The following is a 23,872-nucleotide window of genomic DNA, read 5'->3' on the forward strand; positions in this document are numbered from 1 at the left end:
CCGGTGATATTACACCAGAGAGGTTCATTCTCCGCGCGGGTGTGACAAAATAGCGGTTTTGCAGTTAGCGAGTGGAACTCTCCCAATGCGGGATCGCAATTTTGATGACATCGCGGAAAAGTTTTCGCGCAACATTTATGGCACCACGAAAGGGCAGCTCCGTCAGACGATCCTCTGGCAGGATCTGGACACTATTCTGGCGACGTTCGGTGGTCAAACGTTGCGCGTGCTGGACGCCGGTGGTGGTGAAGGGCAGACGGCCATAAAAATGGCTGAACGCGGTCATCACGTCACGCTTTGCGATCTTTCTGCTGAAATGGTCGCCCGCGCGACGCGTGCCGCAGAAGAGAAAGGTGTGAGCGACAACATGCATTTTATACAATGCGCCGCTCAGGACATCGCGCAGCATTTGGAAACCCAGGTTGATCTGATATTGTTTCATGCGGTGCTGGAGTGGGTTGCCGATCCGCAAAGCGTGTTACAAACCCTGTGGTCAATGTTACGTCCGGGCGGTACGCTGTCGCTGATGTTCTACAATGCTAACGGCTTCCTGATGCACAACATGGTGGCGGGGAACTTCGACTATGTTCAGGTCGGGATGCCGAAAAAGAAAAAACGCACGCTTTCCCCGGACTATCCGCGCGATCCGCAGCAGGTTTACGGCTGGCTGGAAGAGATTGGCTGGCAGATCGTCGGGAAGACGGGCGTCAGGGTGTTTCATGATTATCTGCGTGAAAAACACAAACAGCGTGACTGTTTTGACACCTTAACAGAATTAGAAACGCGGTATTGCCGCCAGGAGCCGTTCGTCAGCCTTGGCCGCTATATTCACGTCACCGCGCACAAGCCGCAGATGCAAGGATAACCTATGAGTGAATTTTCCCAGACAGTCCCAGAACTGGTTGCCTGGGCCAGGAAAAACGATTTCTCCATCTCGCTGCCGGTAGACAGACTCTCTTTCCTGCTGGCGGTTGCCACGCTGAACGGCGAACGGCTGGATGGTGAAATGAGCGAGGGTGAACTGGTGGATGCGTTCCGCCACGTCAGTGATGCGTTTGAGCAAACCAGCGAAACCATTAGCGTGCGTGCCAATAACGCAATCAACGATATGGTGCGTCAACGTCTGCTGAACCGCTTTACCAGCGAGCAGGCGGAAGGAAACGCCATCTATCGCCTGACCCCGCTGGGCATCGGCATCACCGACTACTACATTCGCCAGCGCGAATTTTCCACGCTGCGTCTCTCCATGCAGCTCTCGATCGTGGCGGGTGAGCTTAAACGTGCCGCCGACGCGGCCGATGAAAACGGTGACGAATTCCACTGGCACCGCAACGTTTACGCGCCGCTGAAATACTCGGTGGCCGAAATTTTCGACAGTATCGATCTCACTCAGCGTCTGATGGACGAGCAGCAGCAGCAGGTGAAAGACGATATCGCGCAGCTGCTGAACAAAGACTGGCGTGCGGCCATCTCCAGCTGTGAACTTTTATTGTCAGAAACCTCCGGTACGTTGCGTGAGCTGCAGGATACGCTGGAGGCCGCAGGGGACAAGCTGCAGGCCAACCTGCTGCGCATCCAGGATGCGACCCTGGCGCACGACGATCTGCATTTTATCGACCGTCTGGTGTTTGATCTGCAGAGCAAACTTGACCGCATTATCAGCTGGGGCCAGCAGTCGATCGATCTGTGGATCGGCTATGACCGCCACGTGCATAAATTTATCCGTACCGCGATTGATATGGATAAAAACCGCGTCTTTGCTCAGCGTCTTCGTCAGTCGGTACAGACCTACTTTGATGCACCGTGGGCGCTGACCTATGCCAATGCCGATCGTCTGTTGGATATGCGCGACGAAGAGATGGCGCTGCGCGATGAAGAGGTCACCGGTGAACTGCCGCCGGATCTGGAGTACGAAGAATTCAACGAAATTCGTGAGCAACTTGCGGCGATGATCGAAGAACAGCTCGCCGTCTACAAAACCAGACAAGCGCCGCTGGATCTTGGGCTCGTGGTGCGCGACTATCTGGCGCAATATCCGCGCGCGCGCCACTTCGACGTTGCCCGCATTGTGGTAGACCAGGCGGTGCGCCTGGGTATCGCGCAAGCAGACTTCACCGGACTGCCGCCGAAGTGGCAGCCAATTAACGATTACGGAGCCAAGGTACAGGCGCATGTCATTGACAAATATTGAACAAGTGATGCCAGTTAAGCTGGCACAGGCGCTGGCGAATCCGTTATTTCCGGCGCTGGACAGCCAGCTGCGTGCCGGTCGTCACATTGGCCTGGACGAGCTGGATAATCACGCCTTTTTGATGGACTTCCAGGAGTACCTGGAAGAGTTTTACGCCCGCTATAACGTGGAGCTTATCCGCGCGCCGGAAGGCTTTTTCTATCTGCGCCCGCGTTCCACGACCCTGATCCCGCGCTCCGTGCTCTCCGAGCTGGACATGATGGTTGGCAAAATTCTTTGCTATCTCTACCTCAGCCCGGAACGCCTGGCAAATGAAGGCATCTTCACCCAGCAGGAGCTGTACGATGAACTGCTGACGCTGGCGGATGAGAGCAAGCTGCTTAAGCTGGTGAATAACCGTTCGACGGGGTCGGATCTTGACCGTCAGAAATTACAGGAAAAGGTTCGCTCTTCCCTGAACCGTCTGCGCCGTCTGGGGATGGTCTGGTTTATGGGCCACGACAGCAGCAAATTCCGCATCACGGAATCGGTCTTCCGCTTCGGCGCCGACGTACGTGCGGGCGATGACGCGCGTGAAGCGCAGCTTCGCATGATCCGCGACGGTGAAGCGATGCCGGTGGAAAACCATTTGCAGCTCAATGATGAGCATGAAGAGAATCTGCCGGATAGCGGGGAGGAAGAGTAATGATTGAACGCGGTAAATTTCGCTCACTAACGCTGATTAACTGGAACGGCTTCTTTGCCCGAACCTTCGATCTGGATGAGCTGGTCACGACGCTCTCCGGTGGTAACGGGGCGGGTAAATCCACCACCATGGCGGCGTTTGTAACGGCGCTGATCCCCGACCTGACGCTGCTTCACTTCCGTAACACCACCGAAGCGGGCGCGACAAGCGGCTCCCGCGATAAAGGCCTGCACGGTAAGCTGAAAGCGGGCGTCTGTTATTCCGTGCTGGACGTCATCAACTCCCGTCATCAGCGCGTGGTGGTGGGCGTACGTCTGCAACAGGTTGCCGGCCGCGACCGTAAAGTGGATATCAAACCGTTCGCCATTCAGGGGCTGCCAACCTCCGTACAGCCGACCGCGCTGCTGACGGAAACGCTGAATGAACGCCAGGCGCGCGTCCTGACGCTGCAGGAGCTGAAGGACAAGCTTGAAGCCATCGAAGGGGTGCAGTTTAAGCAGTTCAACTCCATTACCGACTACCACTCCCTGATGTTCGATCTGGGCGTGGTGGCGCGCCGTCTGCGCACCGCTTCAGACCGTAGTAAATACTACCGTCTGATCGAAGCGTCCCTGTACGGCGGTATCTCCAGCGCCATTACCCGTTCCCTGCGTGACTACCTGCTGCCGGAAAACAGCGGCGTGCGTAAGGCCTTCCAGGACATGGAGGCGGCACTGCGTGAAAACCGCATGACGCTGGAAGCGATTCGCGTTACCCAGTCTGACCGCGACCTGTTTAAACATCTGATCAGCGAAGCGACCAACTACGTGGCGGCGGACTATATGCGCCACGCCAACGAGCGCCGCGTCCATCTCGATCAGGCATTAGAATATCGCCGCGAGCTGTTTACCTCCCGTAAACAGCTGGTGGCCGAGCAGTACAAACACGTCGAAATGGCGCGCGAGCTGGGTGAGCACAACGGTGCCGAAGGCGACCTGGAAGCCGACTACCAGGCCGCCAGCGATCACCTGAACCTGGTGCAGACCGCGCTGCGTCAGCAGGAAAAGATCGAACGCTACGAAGCGGACCTCGATGAGCTGCAAATTCGTCTCGAAGAGCAGAATGAAGTGGTGGCCGAAGCCGCCGAGATGCAGGAAGAGAACGAAGCCCGCGCCGAAGCCGCCGAGCTGGAAGTGGACGAGCTGAAAAGCCAGCTTGCGGACTACCAGCAGGCGCTGGACGTGCAGCAGACGCGTGCGATCCAGTACAACCAGGCGCTGCAGGCGCTACAGCGTGCGAAAGAGCTGTGCCATCTGCCAGACCTGACGCCGGAAAGTGCCGACGAGTGGCTGGACACCTTCCAGGCCAAAGAGCAGGAAGCCACCGAGAAACTGCTCTCGCTTGAACAGAAAATGAGCGTCGCGCAAACGGCGCACAGCCAGTTTGAACAGGCTTATCAGCTGGTAGTTGCCATTAACGGCCCGCTGGCGCGTAGCGAAGCCTGGGACGTAGCCCGTGAACTGCTGCGCGACGGCGTCAACCAGCGCCATCTGGCCGAGCAGGTGCAGCCGCTGCGTATGCGCCTGAACGAGCTGGAACAGCGCCTGCGCGAGCAGCAGGAAGCCGAACGTCTGCTGGCCGAGTTCTGCAAGCGTCAGGGTAAACATTACGATTTCGACGAGCTTGAGGCCCTGCATCAGGAGCTGGAAGCGCGTATTGCGGCCCTGTCCGATACCGTATCAAATGCCAGCGAACAGCGTATGACGCTGCGTCAGGAGCTGGAGCAGCTTCAGTCCCGTTCGAAGGCGCTCCTGCTGCGTGCGCCGGTCTGGCTGGCAGCGCAAAGCAGCCTGAACCAGCTCAGCGAACAGTGCGGCGAGCAGTTCGAGTCCAGCCAGGAAGTGACCGAATACCTGCAACAGCTGCTTGAGCGCGAGCGCGAAGCCATTGTTGAACGTGACGAAGTGGGTGCCCGCAAGCGTGACGTCGATGAAGAAATCGAGCGCTTAAGCCAGCCGGGCGGGTCAGAAGATCCGCGTCTGAACGCCTTAGCCGAGCGTTTTGGCGGCGTACTGCTGTCTGAGATTTACGATGACGTTGGCCTGGACGATGCGCCGTACTTCTCCGCGCTGTACGGTCCATCCCGCAACGCAATTGTGGTGCCGGATCTGTCGCTGATTTCTGAGCAGCTCGCAGGGCTGGAAGATTGCCCGGAAGATCTCTATCTGATCGAAGGGGATCCGCAGTCGTTCGATGACAGCGTTTTCAGCGTTGACGAGCTGGAAAAAGCGGTGGTGGTGAAAATCGCCGATCGCCAGTGGCGTTACTCCCGCTTCCCGGAGCTGCCGCTGTTTGGCCGCGCCGCGCGCGAAAGCCGCATCGAGAGTCTCCACGCCGAGCGTGAAACGCTGTCTGAACGCTTTGCCACTCTGTCGTTTGACGTACAGAAAACCCAGCGTCTGCACCAGGCGTTCAGCCGCTTTATCGGCAGCCATCTGGGCGTGGCGTTTGAAGCCGACCCGGAAGCGGAAATCCGCAAGCTCAACACCCGCCGTGGCGAGCTGGAGCGCGCGATTGCCAGTCATGAAAGTGACAACCAGCAGAGCCGCGTCCAGTTCGAACAGGCGAAAGAGGGCGTCGCTGCCCTTAACCGCATTCTGCCGCGCCTGAACCTGCTGGCGGATGACACGCTGGCCGACCGCGTGGATGAGATCCAGGAACGTCTGGATGAAGCCCAGGAAGCCGCGCGCTTCGTGCAGCAGCACGGCAACCAGCTGGCGAAGCTGGAGCCCGTCGTGTCTGTACTGCAGAGCGACCCGGAACAGTTCGAGCAGTTAAAAGAAGATTATGCCTGGTCGCAGCAGGTGCAGCGCGAAGCACGTCAGCAGGCGTTTGCCCTGACGGAAGTGGTGCAGCGTCGTGCGCACTTCGGCTACTCCGATTCGGCTGAAATGCTGAGCGGTAACAGCGACCTGAATGAAAAACTGCGCCAGCGCCTTGAGCAGGCGGAAGCGGAACGTACCCGCGCTCGCGAAGCGATGCGCAGCCACTCCGCTCAGCTGAACCAGTACAACCAGGTGCTGGCTTCGCTGAAAAGCTCCTTCGACACCAAGAAAGAGCTGTTAAACGACCTGCAGAAAGAGCTGCAGGACATTGGCGTTCGTGCCGACAGCGGGGCGGAAGAGCGCGCGCGCATTCGTCGTGATGAGCTGCATAGCCAGCTCAGCAATAACCGCGCGCGTCGTAATCAGCTGGAAAAAGCGCTCACCTTCTGCGAAGCGGAAATGGATAACCTGACCCGCCGCCTGCGCAAGCTGGAGCGCGACTATCATGAAATGCGCGAGCAGGTCGTGACGGCGAAAGCGGGCTGGTGCGCCGTGATGCGGATGGTGAAAGACAACAACGTTGAACGTCGCCTGCACCGTCGCGAGCTGGCATACCTTTCTGCCGATGAGCTGCGTTCGATGTCGGATAAGGCGCTGGGTGCGCTGCGTCTGGCGGTGGCGGATAACGAACATCTGCGCGATGTGCTGCGCATGTCAGAGGATCCGAAACGTCCTGAACGTAAAATCCAGTTCTTCGTTGCGGTTTATCAGCACCTGCGCGAGCGTATTCGTCAGGACATTATCCGTACCGACGATCCGGTCGAAGCCATCGAACAGATGGAAATCGAGCTGGGCCGCCTGACGGAAGAGCTGACCTCCCGCGAGCAGAAGCTGGCGATCAGCTCCCGCAGCGTGGCGAATATCATTCGCAAAACCATTCAGCGCGAGCAGAACCGTATCCGCCAGCTGAACCAGGGGCTGCAGAGCGTCTCGTTTGGTCAGGTCAACAGCGTGCGTCTTAACGTCAACGTGCGGGAAGCCCACGCGACGCTGCTGGAAGTGCTCTCTGAGCAGCACGAGCAGCATCAGGATCTGTTCAACAGCAACCGTCTGACCTTCTCCGAAGCGCTGGCGAAGCTGTATCAGCGCCTGAATCCGCAGATTGATATGGGCCAGCGTACTCCGCAAACCATCGGTGAAGAGCTGCTGGACTATCGTAACTACCTGGAAATGGAAGTTGAGGTAAACCGTGGTTCAGACGGCTGGCTGCGTGCGGAATCCGGAGCGCTGTCGACCGGTGAAGCGATTGGTACCGGGATGTCGATTCTGGTGATGGTGGTGCAGAGCTGGGAAGATGAAGCGCGCCGCCTGCGCGGGAAAGACATCTCCCCATGCCGACTGCTGTTCCTCGATGAAGCGGCGCGTCTTGATGCCCGCTCGATTGCCACGCTGTTTGAGCTTTGCGAACGTCTCGATATGCAGCTCATCATTGCGGCACCGGAAAACATCAGCCCTGAAAAAGGCACCACGTATAAGCTGGTGCGTAAAGTGTTCCAGAACAGCGAACACGTGCACGTTGTCGGGTTGCGTGGCTTTGCGCCGCAGCCGCCGGAATCATTGCCGGAAACCACGGCAGACGCTTCCTGAGGCGTTTTGTTACAAAGAGCGGCGCAGAAGCGCCGCTTTTTTTATTCTCTTAACTTGTGTTCAGGGCTGCGTTATCTTTAAACTTCTTTACATAAGGTAAGGCAACAGAGTTGTCGTCTACCTATAATAAAAGAAAGCCCCACCGTGATGGGCATGTCGTGAAAACAGGGGGCAAGGGATGTTGCTAAAGAAAGAATGTGGTCGTCAGCTGTCAGCGCTGAGTTTATGTCTGGCAGTGATGTTTGCTCCACTGTTAACCGCCCAGGCCGACGAGCCTGAAATTGTGCCGACTGACAGCACCGCAACGACAGGCGCGCAGCCGACGTCATTGTCTCAGCCGCTGGAACAGTCTACGGCCACGGCCATCATGGCCGGGATTAAGCCGCTGCCGGAAGGCATCGACGTTGAATCGCTCAGCCAGCAGCTCCAGACAGGCCTGCCTTCAGGCTACACGCCTGCCTATATCAATCAGCTCACGCTGCTTTATGCTGCCCGCGATATGAAACCCATGTGGGAAAATCGTGAAGCCGTGCGTGCCTTCCAGCAACAGTTGGCGGAAGTGGCGATTGCGGGATTCCAGCCGCAGTTTACGAAGTGGGTTGAGCTGTTAACCGATCCTGCCGTCACCGGTCAGGCGCGGGACGTGGTCCTTTCCGATGCCATGATGGGCTACCTGCAGTTTGTGGCGGGTATTCCGGTCAATGGCAACCGCTGGCTGTACAGCGATAGGCCCTATAAGCTGGCGACGCCAGCCCTGTCGGTGATTAACCAGTGGCAATTAGCGCTGGATAACGGCGACCTGCCGCGCTTCATTGCCAGCCTCGCGCCGGCGCATCCACAGTATGCCACGATGCACCAGTCGCTCCTCGCGCTGGTGGGGGACTCGCGTCCATGGCCGCAAATGCGGGGGACCGCAACGCTGCGTCCGGGTCAGTGGAGCAGCGATGTGCCAGCCCTGCGCGAGATCCTTAAACGCTCCGGTATTCTTGATGGCGGGCCGAACATTGCCCTGCCGGGCGACGATCCGCAAAGCGCGGTGGTCAGCCCGTCAGCGCCCGTAAAAGAGAACAAGGCCACTACCCTGAGCAATAAGCCCGAGGCTTACGATCGTGAGCTGGTCGCCGCGGTTAAACAGTTCCAGGCCGCTCAGGGGCTGGGAGCCGATGGTGTCATTGGACCCTCAACGCGTGACTGGCTTAACGTATCGCCTGCGCAGCGGGCCGGGGTGCTGGCGCTTAATATTCAGCGTTTGCGTTTGCTGCCGGGCACGCTGTCTACCGGCATTATGGTCAATATCCCGGCCTATTCACTGGTTTATTATCAGGATGGTAGCGAGAAGCTGGCCTCGCGCGTGATTGTCGGGCGTCCGGATCGCAAAACGCCGATGATGAGCAGCGCGTTAAATAACGTGGTGGTTAACCCGCCGTGGAACGTGCCGCCGACGCTGGCGCGTAAGGACATTCTGCCTAAGGTCTGGAACGATCCGGGTTATCTGGAACGTCACGGCTATACGGTCATGCGTGGCTGGAACAGTAAAGAGGCGATCGATCCTTACATGGTCGACTGGTCGACGATCACGGCCTCCAACCTGCCGTTCCGCTTCCAGCAGGCTCCCGGAGCCCATAACTCGCTGGGGCGCTACAAATTCAACATGCCAAGTTCAGATGCTATCTATCTGCACGATACGCCGAACCACAATCTGTTCCAGAAAGATACCCGGGCACTGAGTTCAGGCTGCGTGCGGGTGAATAAAGCCTCGGAGTTGGCCAACATGCTGCTGCAGGATGCGGGCTGGAACGATACGCGTATTTCTGACGCCCTGAAGCAGGGTGATACGCGCTACGTGAATATTCGCCACAACATTCCGGTTAATCTTTATTATCTGACAGCGTTTGTGGGTGAAGACGGTCGCACGCAGTACCGTACAGATATTTACAATTATGATCTCACCGCGCGATCCGGCGCACAAATTTTGCCAAAAGCGGAACAATTAATCAGGTAAATGAAGTAGTTCGGGAAAAATGATTGTCGTAAGTTATGGTGAATCGGGGCCAATATCGCTGTAAGCCGCGTATTCACTGGGGTTGGGCGCCTTGACGTACCCTGTTTTGCCAGTTAAGGTGCCCTTCGTGCGCTAAGCATATTACGATTTCATTGACCTGTAGACCTGATTATCATGGACAAATTTGACGCTAATCGCCGCAAGCTGCTGGCGTTAGGTGGTGTTGCGCTTGGCGCAGCGGCCATCTTACCGACGCCAGCATTTGCCACCCTCTCGACACCTCGTCCGCGCGTTTTAACGCTCAGCAATCTTCACACCGGTGAGTCGCTAAAAGCGGAGTTTTTCGATGGCAGAGGCTATATTCAGGATGAATTAGCAAGACTCAACCATTTTTTCCGTGATTTCCGCGCGAATAAAGTAAAAGCCATCGACCCAAGACTGTTTGATCAGCTTTTCCGCCTTCAGGGCCTGCTGGGCACCAGCAAGCCGGTGCAGCTTATTTCTGGTTATCGCTCAATTGATACCAACAATGAACTGCGCGCCCATAGCCGTGGGGTAGCGAAAAAAAGCTACCACACGAAGGGACAGGCAATGGATTTCCACATTGAAGGCGTTTCGTTAGCCAATATTCGCAAAGCCGCGTTATCTATGCGCGCGGGTGGTGTAGGATATTACCCACGTAGCAACTTTGTGCATATTGATACCGGGCCGGTTCGGCACTGGTAATAACGAAACACAGGAGCAGTATGAACTATCGTATTATTCCGGTTACCGCGTTCTCCCAGAACTGTTCATTAATCTGGTGCGAGCAAACCAAACTGGCCGCGCTTGTCGATCCCGGCGGTGACGCTGAGAAAATCAAGCAGGACGTTGCCGACAGCGGCGTGACGCTGATGCAGATTTTACTGACGCATGGTCACCTCGACCATGTAGGCGCAGCAGCTGAACTGGCTAAACACTACGGTGTGCCGATTATTGGCCCGGAAAAAGAAGATGAGTTCTGGCTGCAGGGGTTACCCGCCCAAAGCCGCATGTTTGGCCTTGATGAGTGTCTGCCATTGACGCCCGATCGCTGGCTGAACGAAGGAGAGCGCGTTAACGTAGGGAATGTGACTTTACAGGTGTTGCATTGTCCTGGGCATACGCCAGGCCATATCGTTTTCTTTGACGACCAGTCCCGTCTGCTGATTTCCGGCGATGTGATTTTCAAAGGGGGCGTAGGACGCAGCGATTTTCCGCGCGGCGATCACGGGCAGCTGATTCAGTCGATCAAACAGAAGTTATTGCCGCTGGGTGATGACGTAACGTTTATCCCTGGACACGGTCCGATGTCGACGCTGGGCTATGAACGGCTCCATAACCCGTTCCTTCAGGATGAAATGCCTGTCTGGTAACCGGCATAAAAAAAGCCTGCTTAACGCAGGCTTTTTTGTGGGCGCAAATTACAGGACGGCGACAATCGCTTCGCACAGTGGTGCCATGTTGTCAGGGGTCATGCCTGCAACGTTTACGCGGCCAGAGGCTACGGCGTATACGCCAAACTCTTCACGCAGACGCAGAACCTGCTCTTTGGTCAGGCCGCTGAACGAGAACATACCGTTCTGTTTGATGATGAAGCTGAAGTCGCGGTCAGCGCCTTTCTCAGCCAGGGTGTTCACAAACAGCAGGCGCATGCGCTGGATACGCTGACGCATATCGTTCAGCTCTTGTTCCCAAATCGCGCGCAGCGCATCGTTGCTCAGAATGGTCGCAACAACAGACGCACCGTGTGCCGGCGGGTTAGAGTAGTTTGCGCGGATAACGGATTTCATCTGGCTAAACGCGCGATCGACAGTCTCATCGTTAGCCGCAACCAGCGTACAGGCGCCTACACGCTCATTGTACAGACCAAAGTTCTTGGAGTAGGAGCTTGCAACGATCAGCTCCTGATGCACGGCTGCGAACGCGCGCAGGCCTTCAGCATCTTCTTCCAGACCGCGGGCGAAGCCCTGGTAAGCAAAGTCAAACAGCGGCAGCCAGCCTTTCTCAACGGAGAGCTTTGCCAGGTGTTCCCACTGCTCAAGCGTTGGATCGATACCGGTTGGGTTGTGGCAGCAGCCGTGGAACAGCACCACGTCACCCGCCTGCGCTTCGCTCAGGCTTGCCAGCAGGCCGTCAAAGTCCAGAGAGTGATTGGCCGCGTCGTAGTAAGCATATTCACGCACTTCCAGGCCGGCAGAGTTAAAGACGCTCTTATGGTTCGGCCAGCTTGGATTGCTCACCCATACGCGCTTCACAGAGGTGTTTTTCGCAAGGAAATCCGCCGCCACGCGCAGCGCGCCGGTACCGCCAGGGGTTTGCGCCGTGCGCGCACGTTTGTCACTCACAATTGCGCTGCCTTTACCGAACAGCAGCTCCTGGGTGCAGCGACCAAATTCAGGGATACCATCAATACCGAGGTAGTTTTTGGTGGTTTCATTTTCCAGCAGATACTGCTCAGCTTTCTTAACGCTGGTCAGTACCGGAGTTTTGCCGGTTTCATCTTTATATACACCAATACCCAGGTTGATTTTGCCAGGGCGGTCGTCGGCACGAAACAGATCGGCCAGGCCCAGAATAGGGTCGGCAGGAGCGGCGGTAATGTTCTCAAACATGACGAAGTTCCATTGTGATTACAGAAGTGAAATCCGCTATCAGGTTAACGGGAGATTTACAAAATGCCAACCGTTTGCGACGAAAAGCGTGCGGCTTTTCAAAAGTCGCCATTATTTTCTGTCAGGCATAAAAAAACAGGGCCGAAGCCCTGTTCATTATGCATATAACAAAGTGGTGTTCTGATTAGAACTGGTAGGTTACACCCACAGCAGCCATATCGTCGTTGCCGTTCAGACCGCCAACAGCTTTCGCGTAGTCGGTGTCTTTATCCAGCAGGTTGATGTAGTAGTCAGCCCACACGTTGAAGTTTTTGTTGAAGTAGTAAGTGGTACCAACCTGGATGAATTTAGCCAGGTCTGCATCGCCACCGCTGAAGCCGCCGACGGCAGCCAGGTCTTTACCTTTGGTCTGCACGTAGGAGATTGCTGGACGCAGGCCGAAGTCGAACTGGTACTGAGCAACCACTTCGAAGTTCTGAGTTTTGTTAGCAAAACCTGCATCACCGCTAGAACCGGTACGGGTGGTGTTACGGGTTTCTGCATAGGTAGTTGCCAGGTAGAGGTTGTTAGCGTCGTATTTCAGACCCACGCCCCATGCTTCAGCTTTATCACCCTGGCCATCAGCTTTCTGGTTCAGAGTACGGTTAGCGTTGCTGTAAGATGCGATTGCACCGAAGCCTTCGCCGAAGTCGTAACCCAGGGAGTAACCTACGCCGTCACCGTTAGAGGTTTTAACGTCAGCACGGTCGTTTTTACCCTGGTACTGTACGCCCAGGCTCAGACCGTCAACCAGACCGAAGAAATCGCTGTTACGGTAGGTCAGCAGGCCGGTGCTGCGGCTGGTCATAAAGTTATCAACGTAGTTACCGCCCCAGGTCATACCGGAGAAGGACGGCGCCATATCGGTGTATGACTCAACGTCGTATACGATACCGTAGTTACGACCGTAGTCGATGCTGCCAGCGTCGCCCGCTTTCAGACCAGCAAAGGCCAGACGGTTTTTGTTAGACTGAGCGGTGTTCTCAGCCTGGTTAGCCATGAAGCGGTATTCCCACTGGCCGTAACCGGTCAGCTGGTCGTTGATCTGAGTTTCGCCTTTGAAACCGATCTGCGCGTAGGTAGCGTCGTTATTGTTAGTGTCATCGCCGGAGGTCACGAAATCGTGCTCGGCGTTAACTTTACCGTAGAAGTCCAGTTTGTTGCCGTTCTTGTTATAGATTTCTGCAGCGTTAGCTGCACCGGCTACCAGCAGGGCAGGGATTACCACTGCCAGAATATTGCGCTTCATCATTATTTATTACCCTCATTGGTTTTTTTATGACACTCGCCACTGCCGTCAATAAATTCTGTCAATAAATATTTCCGGAACTATTGATGAGAGTTTGGTGTCTTTATGTATCTGACAGGCATCTTTCCATTCACCGAAGCGTTTCGCTAGCCTGAAAGTGCTACAATTCTCAAGATTGAGTTACAGAAAGAAAATATGTGTAACTAAATGTGTATTTTTGGGAACTTTGTGAACCATCTCAAATTTCAGAACCCCCTGGCGAATTAAGCATCGGTTTGTTTTCTATATATATGAATTCCTTATGTTTAATTTGGATAAAGGCAATTCCTATAAACGAATGTTAAACGACTCGTTTTTTCTTATGACCCAATAAAGACTTCTGGATGGCTGAAAAATTGGTTGAAATTTGTGCTATTACTTCAGGATGTAGTAATCGCAATAAGAATGAGGTTAATTTTTTGTGGCTGGATATTTCGCGGAAACAAAACGTAACAGGTAGCGGTTGTGACGGGGTAGTGGTTTAAAAACGCTGACTTTACGCTGACAAAAACTGACAGGGCAGAATAAAATAATGGCCAGCAAATGCTGGCCATTGTCTGTTGCGTTGCTTAGAAGCTGGCGTTGCGTGGTGTACGCGGGAACGGAATTACGTCACGCACGTTCTGAACGCCGGTAACGTAGGCGATCAGACGCTCGAAGCCCAGACCGAACCCAGCGTGCGGAACGGTGCCATAACGGCGCAGGTCGCGATACCAGCTGTAGTCCGCAGGGTTGAGCCCCATCTCTGCCATGCGCGCGTCAAGCACGTCCAGACGCTCTTCACGCTGAGAACCACCAATGATTTCACCGATGCCCGGCGCCAGTACGTCCATCGCTGCCACGGTTTTCCCGTCTTCGTTAAGGCGCATATAGAAGGCCTTAATGTCTTTCGGGTAGTTTTTAACGACAACCGGCGCTTTGAAATGTTTCTCGGCGAGATAGCGTTCGTGCTCAGACGCCAGATCGACGCCCCAGTAAACCGGGTTCTCAAACTTCTCACCGCATTTCTCAAGGATCGCTACCGCATCGGTATAGTCCACCTGCGCAAAGTCGGCAGAGACGAAACGCTCCAGACGCGCTACAGCATCGCTATCTACGCGTTCGGCGAAGAACTTCATGTCGTCAGGACGCTCTTCCAGCACCGCTTTGAAGACGTACTTCAGCATCGCTTCTGCGAGACCTGCAACGTCATTCAGATCGGCAAACGCCACTTCCGGCTCCAGCATCCAGAACTCCGCCAGGTGGCGGCTGGTGTTGGAGTTTTCGGCGCGGAAGGTTGGGCCGAAGGTATAGATCTTAGACAGCGCACAGGCGTAGGTTTCGCCGTTGAGCTGGCCGGATACCGTCAGGAAGGCTTCTTTACCAAAGAAGTCTTTGTCGTAGTCGACTTTACCTTCCGGCGTGCGCGGCAGGTTTTCCATGTCCAGCGTCGAGACGCGGAACATTTCGCCTGCGCCTTCCGTATCGGACGCGGTGATCAGCGGGGTAGACACCCAGAAATACCCCTGCTCATCGAAGAAGCGATGCAGCGCCTGGGCCAGCGTATGACGCACGCGAGCCACCGCACCAATCAGGTTGGTACGCGGACGCAGGTGTGCGACTTCACGCAGGTATTCAATGCTGTGACGTTTTGCCGCCATCGGGTAGGTGTCCGGATCTTCAACCCAGCCGGTCACTTCAATGGCAGAGGCCTGGATCTCGAAACTCTGGCCCTGGCCCGGGGATGCCACAACCACACCGGTGACGATAACGGAACAACCCGTCGTCAGGCGCAGAACGTCATCATTGTAATTGGGCAGAGAATTATTAATGACGGCCTGTACAGGATCAAAGCAGGAACCGTCATAGACGGCAAGGAAGGAGATGCCAGCTTTAGAATCTCGGCGAGTACGCACCCATCCGCGCACGGTGACCTCCTGGTCAACGGCGACACGGCCCTGGAGTACGTCGGCTACAGGCACAACGCTCATAATATTCTCTCTGTTAATAGTCGGAAAAAATAAACACTTGTCCACCCCAAGACGGGGGGATATCTATGTTACCTGCCAACCGCTATCAGACAAGTAAATTTCGCAGTCAAAAGAGAAGAATTGAGAAATAAATAAGGGAAGGGAGCCATGAAGGCTCCCGTAAGCGCTTAACTGGCTTTTTTGATCTGGGGGAGATCGAACGCTTTGCGCAATGCGCGAACAAACGCTTTGTCATGGCAGATGGTTTTACCCGGGCTGTCAGAGAGCTTAGCCACCGGCTTGCCGTTACATTCCACCAGCTTTATCACGATATTCAGAGGTTTTACCTGAGGAATGTCGCAGGTCAATCGGGTACCGATCCCGAAGCCCAGATTAATTCTGGCATTGAAATGACGATACAGTTCGACGGCTTTTGCCAGGTCGAGATTATCGGAGAAGACCAGCACCTTGCTCATCGGGTCAATGCCGAGTTTTTGGTAATGAGCAATCGCCTTTTCGCCCCATTCAACCGGATCCCCTGAGTCGTGGCGTAACCCCTGGTAACGCTCAGCGAACTCGGGACCAAAGTCGCGCAGGAAGGCATCCATCGTAATACAGTCGGTCAGGGCGATCCCGAGTTGATTCGGGTACTCTTCAAGCCACGCAGCCAGCGCCGCACGCTGGCTGTTAGCCAGGTCCGGGCTAATTTGCTGATGCGCCTGGAACCACTCGTGCGCCTGGGTGCCCATTGGCGTCAGGTTGAGGCGACGCGCCAAATCGTAGTTGCTGGTACCCACGAACCACGGCTCCTGCTGCAACCGTTCAACGATAGCTTGCTGAACCTCGCGAGAGAAGCGGCGACGGGTGCCGAAATCCATCAGGCGGAAGCGGGACATATCCAGCCCTTCGGTCAGCGTTGAGAATGCCTCAAGTTTGTTCTCCAGCGAGGCGACCGCCTGTTCGACGCCCGTTTCAGGCGAACGGTAGCGGTGAGCCAGCTCGCTGATGACGGCCAGAAGCGGCACTTCCCACATGATCACTTCCCGCCACGGACCTTCAAGACGAATATCCAGCTTGCCGTTCTCGTTGGTCACGGTGACCTGTTCAGGCTTATAGCGGAAGTCGCGCAGCCAGTTCAGATAGTCCGCTTTAAAGAAAGGCAGGCCAGAAAGCCACTGATATTCGTCATCGGTGAGCGCCAGATGCTGCATCGCATCGACCTGTTCACGAATGGAGTCTGCGTAGATACCGAGCAAGTCGTCACCACGGCAGCGGAATTCCGCCGCGACGTGAACGTCATAGTAATGGTGGAAAACGGCTTGCTGCATATGCAGTTTATACGCGTCGGTATCCAGCAACGTATGCAGAACCGGAGAAGCGAATTGAGTCATAGGTGCGCTGTAGCATCCTCTCACGGGAGCGTTTAGTACAATAAACAACTCCGGAGTATACCTTGTTTAGTGATTTATTGAACCCCGATCACAACATAAGCACACTTTATGGTCGAGAGCATTTCGTGCCCCGTGTTATACAAATGTAGCGAAAAAGGTGTTTAAGCCTGAAAAGATGAACATTCTGCATAGCGCGTTTTACGCAACAGGAATATATTGAAACGTTACTCGACAAACGATGCATAAGGTTTTCTATGACACAACAGCCACAAGCCAAATACCGCCACGACTACCGTGCGCCGGAATACCTGATTAGCGATATCGACCTGACTTTTGACCTGGATGCCACAAAAACTGTTGTGACGGCGGTAAGCCAGGTGACGCGCCACAGCGCGACTGCCGTACCGCTGCGTCTGGATGGCGAAGACCTGACGCTGGTCTCCCTGCACATTAACGATGAAGCCTGGTCAGATTATAAAGAAGAAGGCAACCAGCTGGTCATCGACAACCTGCCGGAACGCTTTACGCTGCGCATCGTGAATGAAATCAGCCCTGCCGCCAACACTGCGCTGGAAGGGCTCTACCAGTCAGGCGTGGCCCTGTGTACCCAGTGTGAAGCCGAAGGTTTCCGCCACATTACCTGGTACCTGGACCGCCCGGACGTGCTGGCGCGCTTTACCACCAAAATCATTGCCGATAAAACCCTCTATCCGTTCCTGCTCTCCAACGGTAACCGCGTGGGTGAGGGCGAGCTGGAAAATGGCCGTCACTGGGTGCAGTGGCAGGATCCGTTCCCGAAACCGTGCTACCTGTTTGCGCTGGTGGCGGGTGATTTCGACGTGCTGCGCGATACCTTCAAAACCCGCTCTGGCCGCGAAGTGGCGCTGGAGCTGTTCGTTGATCGCGGCAACCTTGATCGCGCGCCGTGGGCGATGACTTCACTCATTAACTCCATGAAGTGGGATGAAGAGCGTTTCGGCCTCGAATACGATCTCGACATCTATATGATCGTCGCCGTCGACTTCTTCAACATGGGCGCGATGGAGAATAAAGGCCTTAACATCTTTAACTCCAAGTACGTGCTGGCGCGTACCGATACCGCCACCGATAAAGACTACCTCGATATCGAACGCGTTATCGGCCACGAGTATTTCCATAACTGGACCGGTAACCGCGTCACCTGCCGCGACTGGTTCCAGCTGAGCCTGAAAGAGGGGCTGACCGTCTTCCGCGATCAGGAGTTCAGCTCCGATCTGGGCTCGCGGGCGGTCAACCGCATCAACAACGTGCGCACCATGCGCGGCCTGCAGTTTGCGGAAGATGCCAGCCCAATGGCGCACCCGATCCGTCCGGATAAAGTCATTGAGATGAATAACTTTTACACCCTGACGGTGTACGAGAAGGGCGCTGAAATTATCCGCATGATCCACACCCTGCTGGGTGAAGAGAATTTCCAGAAAGGGATGCAGCTTTACTTCGAACGTCACGACGGCAGCGCGGCTACCTGCGACGACTTCGTGCAGGCGATGGAAGACGCGTCCAACGTTGATCTTTCTCACTTCCGCCGCTGGTACAGCCAGGCCGGGACCCCGATTGTCACCGTTAAGGACGACTACAACCCGGAAACCGAGCAGTACACTCTGACCATCAGCCAGCGCACGCCGCCAACCGCCGAGCAGGAAGAAAAATATCCGCTGCACATTCCGTTCAGCATTGAGCTGTACGACAACGAAGGCAACGTCATCCCGCTGCAGAAGGGCGGCCACCCGGTGCACCACGTGCTGAACGTGACCCAGGCAGAGCAGACCTTTATCTTCGATAACGTCTACTTCCAGCCGGTGCCTGCGCTGCTGTGCGAGTTCTCCGCGCCGGTGAAGCTGGAGTACAAGTGGAGCGACCAGCAGCTGACGTTCCTGATGCGTCACGCCCGCAACGATTTCTCCCGCTGGGACGCGGCGCAGAGCCTGCTGGCAACCTACATCAAGCTTAACGTGAACCGCTACCAGCAGGGCCAGCCGCTGACGCTGCCGGTGCATGTGGCAGACGCGTTCCGCGCCATCATGCTGGACGAGAAGATTGACCCGGCGCTGGCGGCTGAAATTCTGACGCTGCCGTCCGCGACTGAAATTGCGGAGCTGTTCGACATCATCGACCCGATTGCCATCGTGGCGGTGCGCGAAGCGCTGACCCGCACGCTGGCGACCGAACTGGCGGATGAATTCCTGGCGCTCTACAACGCTAACAAGCTTGACGCGTATCGCGTGGAGCATGCGGATATCGGCAAGCGTAGCCTGCGCAATACCTGCCTGCGCTATCTTGCGTTTGGTGAGGCCGAACTGGCGAACACGCTGGTGAGCAAGCAGTATCACGAAGCGGATAACATGACTGATGCGCTCGCGGCCCTGGCGGCAAGCGTTGCCGCTGAACTGCCGTGCCGCGATGCGCTGATGCAGGAATATGACGACAAGTGGCACCAGGATGGCCTGGTGATGGACAAGTGGTTTATTCTGCAGGCGACCAGCCCGGCGGCCGATGCGCTTAGTAAGGTTCGCAGCCTGCTGAAGCACCGTTCGTTCACCATGAGCAACCCGAACCGCGTTCGCTCGCTGATTGGCGCATTTGCCAGCAGTAACCCGGCCGCGTTCCACGCCGAAGACGGCAGCGGATACCAGTTTATGGTGGAAATGCTGACCGAGCTGAACAGCCGTAACCCGCAGGTTGCATCACGTCTGATTGAGCCGCTGATCCGCCTGAAACGCTATGATGCGCAGCGTCAGGCGAAAATGCGCGCCGCGCTTGAGCAGCTGAAAGGGCTGGAAAATCTGTCTGGCGATCTGTACGAGAAGATTGCTAAGGCGCTGGCCTGATGTAAAAAAGCCCGGTGGCGCTACGCTTACCGGGCCTACGTGGGGGCGCGGGGCATCGGTTTTCTCCCTTTCCCTGTGGGAGAGGGCATCAGGCATTGGCCTTTATCCGCTGAATCTCCGCTTCCCCACGTTTCATCACCCGATCCAGCACTTCGGCTTCCAGCTCCGCCAGTCTCGCCGAGCCCACGCGACGAGGGCGCGGGATGTCCACCGTCAGATCCAAACCGATTTTCCCGTTTTCTATAAGCAATACCCGGTCCGCCATCGCCACGGCTTCGCTCACGTCATGCGTCACCAGCAGTACCGTAAAGCCGTGCGCCTGCCAGAGGGATTCAATCAGATCCTGCATTTCTATCCGCGTCAGGGCATCAAGAGCGCCGAGCGGCTCATCAAGCAGCAGCAGGCCGGGACGGTGTATCAACGCTCGCGCCAGCGCCACGCGCTGCTTCTGGCCGCCCGACAGCGCCGCAGGCCATTCACCTGCACGGTTTTCCAGCCCGACGGCGGCCAGCGCCTGACGGGCTTCATCCCGCCAGTTGCCTTTGAGCCCCAGCCCGACGTTATCAATCACCGTTTTCCACGGCAGCAGGCGCGCATCCTGAAACATCATGCGCGTATCGTCCTGAATATTGGCCAGCGGCGTGGTTCCTGCCAGAATCTCTCCTCCGTTGGGGGCTTCCAGCCCGGCTAAAAGACGCAGGAGTGTGCTTTTTCCGCCGCCGCTGCGCCCGACTACAGCCACAAACTGGCCGGCGGGAATGTGCAGATCCAGCCCGTTAAGAATGGTGTTTTCGCCGTAGCGTTTGGTTACGCCGTTCAGCAGCAGCGGCGTGCCCTGATTTAGTCGTGCGGTATTCATGCTTTCGCCTCCTGAAGGGTATAGGCCGGGTTCCAGCGCAGCCAGCTGCGCTCCAGCCACTGTGCGCTGACGTCGGCGAGTTTGCCGAGCAGTGCATACAGAATGATGGCGACCACCACCACGTCCGTTTGCAGGAATTCGCGGGCGTTCATCGCCAGGTAGCCAATACCGGAGTTGGCTGAGATGGTTTCCGCCACAATCAGCGTCAGCCACATCAGGCCGAGCGCAAAGCGCACCCCGACCATAATGGAGGGCAGGGCGCCCGGCAGAATCACGTGAGCAAAGAGGGAAAAACCCGATAAGCCGTAGCTGCGTGCCATCTCCACCAGACCGCGATCGATATTGCGGATGCCGTGCCAGGTGTTGATGTATATCGGGAACAGCGTGCCCAGCGCCACGAGGAAGATTTTGGCGCTCTCATCGATCCCAAACCACAAAATGACCAGCGGGATCAGCGCCAGATGCGGCACGTTGCGCAGCATCTGGATGGAGGTATCCAGCAGCCTTTCCCCCCAGCGTGAAAGGCCGCTGATCAGACCCAGCACCAGACCGATGCTGCCGCCGATGGAAAACCCAATCACCGCGCGCCAGGAGCTGATCGCCAGATGTTGCCACAGCTCTCCGCTGACGCTCAGCGACCAGAACGCTTCGATAACGCCCTCCGGAGAGGGCAAAATGCGGCTCGACAGCCAGCCGGTGGTCGACGCGAGCTGCCAGAGCGCCACGATGCCGACGGGCAAAAACCACGGGGCGGCGCGCAGCAGCCATTTTTGTGAGGTGGCAGACATGGTCACTCCTTAGCTCTGTGCGGCTTTGCGCGGAATAAACTCGTTTGCCACGGCTTCGCCCTGCAGCTGGAGCCGCTGCGGCTGCGGGATTTCCGGAACGGCGACGTCCAGATGCGGGAATAACAGCTCGCCCACCCTGTAGGCCTCTTCCAGGTGCGGATAGCCGGAGAGAATAAAGCTGTCGATGCCCAGGTCAGCGTATTCATTAATACGTGCAGCCACGGTTGGCCCGTCGCCGACCAGCGCCGTGCCCGCGCCGCCGCGTACCAGACCCACGCCCGCCCACAGGTTAGGGCTGATTTCCAGATTCTCGCGCTTGCCGTTGTGCAGAGAGGCCATGCGGTGCTGCCCGACGGAGTCGGTTTTGGCAAACGCAGCCTGCGCCTTCGCAATGGTCTCATCGTCCAGATGGGAGATCAGACGGTCTGCCGCCTGCCAGGCTTCTTCATTGGTTTCGCGCACAATCACGTGCAGGCGAATTCCGAAGCGCACCTTGCGGCCATGGGCGGCGGCTTTGGCGCGGACCTGGGCAATTTTCTCTTTCACCAGCTCGGGCGGCTCGCCCCAGGTCAGATAAAGATCGACCTGCTCGGCGGCCAGATCCTGGGCCACATCCGACGAACCGCCAAAATAGAGCGGAGGGCGCGGCTGCTGCACTGGCGGGAAGTAGAGCTTCGCGTCGCGAACGTGAATATGCTTACCTTCAAAGGTGACGGTTTCGCCTTCCAGCAGGCGTCGCCAGACGCGGGTAAATTCGGCGGAGGCTTCATAGCGCTCGGTATGGTCGAGGAACACGCCGTCACCCGCCAGCTCCTGCGGATCGCTGCCCGTCACCAGGTTAAACAGAGCGCGGCCGTTGGAGAGCCTGTCCAGCGTTGCTGCCTGACGCGCCGCCACGGTGGGTGAAACGACGCTCGGGCGCAATGCAACCAGGAATTTAAGGCGCTGGGTGACCGGGATCATCGATGCGGCCACCAGCCAGGCATCCTCGCACGAGCGTCCGGTCGGGATCAGCACGCCGGTAAAACCGATTCGGTCCGCCGCCTGGGCAATCTGCTGAAGATAGCCATGGTCAACCGGGCGCGAGCCCTCTTCTGTACCAAGATAGTGTCCATCACCGTGGGTGGGTAAAAACCAGAAAAGATTCAGACTCATGATTTAGCTCCTTCTTTGCCAGCGGGCTGCCAGATGCGTTCGCGAATATCGACCTGTTTTGGTACCAGGCGGTTTTGATAGAAGAGGTCAGCAGTCTGTTGCTGAAGCGCGGCGACGTGCGCGTCGACAGGCGCAATGGTGGTGGGCGGACGGTGACTGAGGTAGCTCGCGATCACCGGCTCAGGTAAGCCCATGGTTTTTGCCAGCAGGGCGATGCTCGCCTGACGCTGGCTCTGGGTCAGAGCATCTGCCTGCGTAAAGGTATCCAGTACGCCCTGAATAAACGCGCCGTTTTTTTCGGCGTAAGGGCGTGAGGCGAGGTAGAACGAACCGGTTTGCTTCAGCGTGGTACCGTCTTTCAGCACCCGTACGCCACCCTGCAGTAATGCCGCGGAGTAGTACGGATCCCAGATAGCCCAGGCATCAACGTTTTTCTGCTGGAACGCGGCGCGCGCGTCGGCGGGCGTCAGGTAAACGGGCTGAATGTCGGTGAACTTGAGCCCGGCTTCCTGTAAGGCGCGCAGCAGCAGGTTGTGCGAGCTGGAACCTTTCTGGAAAGCGACCTTACGCCCTTTAAGGTCGGAGACGCTTTTAATGTCACTGTTTTCAGGTACCAGGATGACTTCGGCTTTCGGCTTAGCGGGTTCTACACCGACGTATACCAGGTCTGCCCCGGCAGCCTGAGCGAAAATAGGCGGGATGTCGCCCGTACTGCCCAGATCGATACTGCCGACGTTCAGGGCTTCAAGCATCTGCGGCCCTGCCGGGAACTCCACCCATGAGAATTTGGTGTCCGGGAAGCGTTTTTCCAGCAGCTGGTGGCTTTTTGCAAGCACCATACTGACGCTGCCTTTTTGGTAGCCAATTCGTAAACTGTCCGGTGCGGTTTCTGCGGCATGTGCCAGCGCGGTAAACGCCATCAGGCCAGCCAGTCCGAGGCGGGTTAAGGTTTTAAACATGTGCGACTCCCTGCGGCGGATTAAAAGAAGGAACCTGGATATCCCGGCGATGCAGCGCGTGCCAGAAAGTTTCCAGCGAGGCATCAAGGCGCGTTTGCAGATTCGGCGTGAAGTGCGGCTTATGCTGGTAGTCAATGACCTGCGAATCATCCGCGAAAACGCCGTGAAGGATCTCCTGCGCCTTCAGGGCGTTCAGCACCGGCTTCAGGGCGTAATCCACCGCCAGTAAATGGGCCACCGTGCCGCCCGTTGCCAGAGGCAGAACCACTTTGCCGTCCAGTGCGCGCTCGGGGAGAAGATCGAGCAGCGTTTTCAGCGCGCCCGAAAAAGAGGCTTTATAAATCGGGGTCGCAACGATGAGGCCGTCCGCTTCCTTGAGCTGCTCAGTGAGGGTTTTCAGCGCGGGGCTGTCGAAGCGGGCATACAGCAAATCTTCAGGTTCGAAGTTATGCAGATTCCAGTGGCACACTTCCACGTCCAGGGCATTGAGCTTGTCGCGGGCATATTCCAGCAGGGCGCTGGAACGCGAAGGGAATCGTGGACTTCCGGCCAGGGTAATGACGCGCATACTTCCTCCTTATAACTAATTGTTTGCTTTTGTCTAACATTCATAAC

Annotated in this window: 17 protein-coding genes; 8 read left to right on the top strand and 9 right to left on the bottom strand. The window is 56.6% G+C overall.

The window, feature by feature from the left end:
• Positions 1–85 precede the first annotated feature (85 nt).
• The 7 genes from cmoM to IM299_RS09245 all read left to right on the top strand — a co-directional run bounded on the left by cmoM (position 86) and on the right by IM299_RS09245 (position 10,723).
• Positions 86–865 carry a tRNA uridine 5-oxyacetic acid(34) methyltransferase CmoM gene (gene cmoM, locus IM299_RS09215; protein WP_028012576.1) on the top strand — a complete coding sequence of 260 codons (780 nt, stop codon included), beginning with the start codon at positions 86–88 and terminating at the stop codon, positions 863–865.
• 3 nt (positions 866–868) lie between these two features.
• Positions 869–2,191: a chromosome partition protein MukF gene (mukF, locus tag IM299_RS09220; RefSeq protein ID WP_041910621.1), complete on the top strand. Its 1,323-nt coding sequence runs from the start codon at positions 869–871 to the stop codon at positions 2,189–2,191.
• Positions 2,172–2,876: a chromosome partition protein MukE gene (gene mukE / locus IM299_RS09225; RefSeq protein ID WP_008499954.1), complete on the top strand. Its 705-nt coding sequence runs from the start codon at positions 2,172–2,174 to the stop codon at positions 2,874–2,876. The genes mukF and mukE overlap by 20 nt, the downstream gene beginning before the upstream one ends.
• Complete coding sequence (mukB, locus tag IM299_RS09230) at positions 2,876–7,327, top strand: chromosome partition protein MukB (RefSeq protein ID WP_193357371.1); 4,452 nt, start codon at positions 2,876–2,878, stop codon at positions 7,325–7,327. The genes mukE and mukB overlap by 1 nt, the downstream gene beginning before the upstream one ends.
• Positions 7,328–7,505: 178 nt before the next feature.
• A complete protein-coding gene (gene ldtD / locus IM299_RS09235) occupies positions 7,506–9,329 on the top strand; it encodes a L,D-transpeptidase (RefSeq protein WP_193357372.1) in 1,824 nt (607 codons plus the stop codon).
• 174 nt (positions 9,330–9,503) lie between these two features.
• Positions 9,504–10,055 (top strand): YcbK family protein, encoded by a 552-nt coding sequence (locus IM299_RS09240; RefSeq protein WP_193357373.1) that lies wholly within the window; start codon positions 9,504–9,506, stop codon positions 10,053–10,055.
• Between the two features lie 20 nt (positions 10,056–10,075).
• The gene (locus IM299_RS09245; protein WP_028012581.1) at positions 10,076–10,723 is read left to right on the top strand and encodes an MBL fold metallo-hydrolase; all 648 of its coding nucleotides are present in this window, start codon (positions 10,076–10,078) and stop codon (positions 10,721–10,723) included.
• Positions 10,724–10,771: 48 nt separating this feature from the next.
• On the opposite strand, the gene aspC is transcribed toward IM299_RS09245, so the two are convergent.
• The 4 genes from aspC to pncB all read right to left on the bottom strand — a co-directional run bounded on the left by aspC (position 10,772) and on the right by pncB (position 16,629).
• Positions 10,772–11,962 carry an aspartate transaminase gene (gene aspC / locus IM299_RS09250; protein ID WP_008499949.1) on the bottom strand — a complete coding sequence of 397 codons (1,191 nt, stop codon included), beginning with the start codon at positions 11,960–11,962 and terminating at the stop codon, positions 10,772–10,774.
• Between the two features lie 184 nt (positions 11,963–12,146).
• Entirely contained in the window at positions 12,147–13,253 is a 1,107-nt protein-coding gene (locus IM299_RS09255; RefSeq protein ID WP_041910616.1) for a porin, read from the bottom strand.
• Between the two features lie 605 nt (positions 13,254–13,858).
• The gene (asnS, locus tag IM299_RS09260) at positions 13,859–15,259 is read right to left on the bottom strand and encodes an asparagine--tRNA ligase (protein WP_028012584.1); all 1,401 of its coding nucleotides are present in this window, start codon (positions 15,257–15,259) and stop codon (positions 13,859–13,861) included.
• 167 nt (positions 15,260–15,426) lie between these two features.
• Complete coding sequence (gene pncB, locus IM299_RS09265) at positions 15,427–16,629, bottom strand: nicotinate phosphoribosyltransferase (protein WP_045630030.1); 1,203 nt, start codon at positions 16,627–16,629, stop codon at positions 15,427–15,429.
• 254 nt (positions 16,630–16,883) lie between these two features.
• Here pncB and pepN point away from each other — a divergent pair, with 254 nt between their 5' ends.
• A complete protein-coding gene (pepN, locus tag IM299_RS09270) occupies positions 16,884–19,496 on the top strand; it encodes an aminopeptidase N (RefSeq protein WP_193357374.1) in 2,613 nt (870 codons plus the stop codon).
• An 88-nt stretch (positions 19,497–19,584) separates the two neighbouring features.
• Here pepN and ssuB read toward each other — a convergent pair whose 3' ends face one another.
• Genes ssuB through ssuE form a run of 5 tightly spaced genes read right to left on the bottom strand, consistent with a single transcriptional unit; the run spans position 19,585 to position 23,825 of the window.
• The gene (gene ssuB, locus IM299_RS09275; protein WP_041910612.1) at positions 19,585–20,355 is read right to left on the bottom strand and encodes an aliphatic sulfonates ABC transporter ATP-binding protein; all 771 of its coding nucleotides are present in this window, start codon (positions 20,353–20,355) and stop codon (positions 19,585–19,587) included.
• Positions 20,352–21,143 carry an aliphatic sulfonate ABC transporter permease SsuC gene (ssuC, locus tag IM299_RS09280; RefSeq protein WP_028012588.1) on the bottom strand — a complete coding sequence of 264 codons (792 nt, stop codon included), beginning with the start codon at positions 21,141–21,143 and terminating at the stop codon, positions 20,352–20,354. Before ssuC ends, ssuB begins: the two co-directional genes overlap by 4 nt.
• Before the next feature lie 9 nt (positions 21,144–21,152).
• Complete coding sequence (ssuD, locus tag IM299_RS09285; RefSeq protein ID WP_028012589.1) at positions 21,153–22,298, bottom strand: FMNH2-dependent alkanesulfonate monooxygenase; 1,146 nt, start codon at positions 22,296–22,298, stop codon at positions 21,153–21,155.
• Positions 22,295–23,257 carry a sulfonate ABC transporter substrate-binding protein gene (locus IM299_RS09290; RefSeq protein WP_028012590.1) on the bottom strand — a complete coding sequence of 321 codons (963 nt, stop codon included), beginning with the start codon at positions 23,255–23,257 and terminating at the stop codon, positions 22,295–22,297. Before IM299_RS09290 ends, ssuD begins: the two co-directional genes overlap by 4 nt.
• Positions 23,250–23,825 (bottom strand): NADPH-dependent FMN reductase, encoded by a 576-nt coding sequence (ssuE, locus tag IM299_RS09295; protein WP_028012591.1) that lies wholly within the window; start codon positions 23,823–23,825, stop codon positions 23,250–23,252. The genes IM299_RS09290 and ssuE overlap by 8 nt, the downstream gene beginning before the upstream one ends.
• Positions 23,826–23,872: the final 47 nt, after the last annotated feature.

Origin of the sequence: Enterobacter cloacae complex sp. P47BA, from assembly GCF_014930485.1 — a bacterium.
GTDB classification, from domain to species: Bacteria; Pseudomonadota; Gammaproteobacteria; order Enterobacterales; family Enterobacteriaceae; genus Enterobacter; species Enterobacter bugandensis.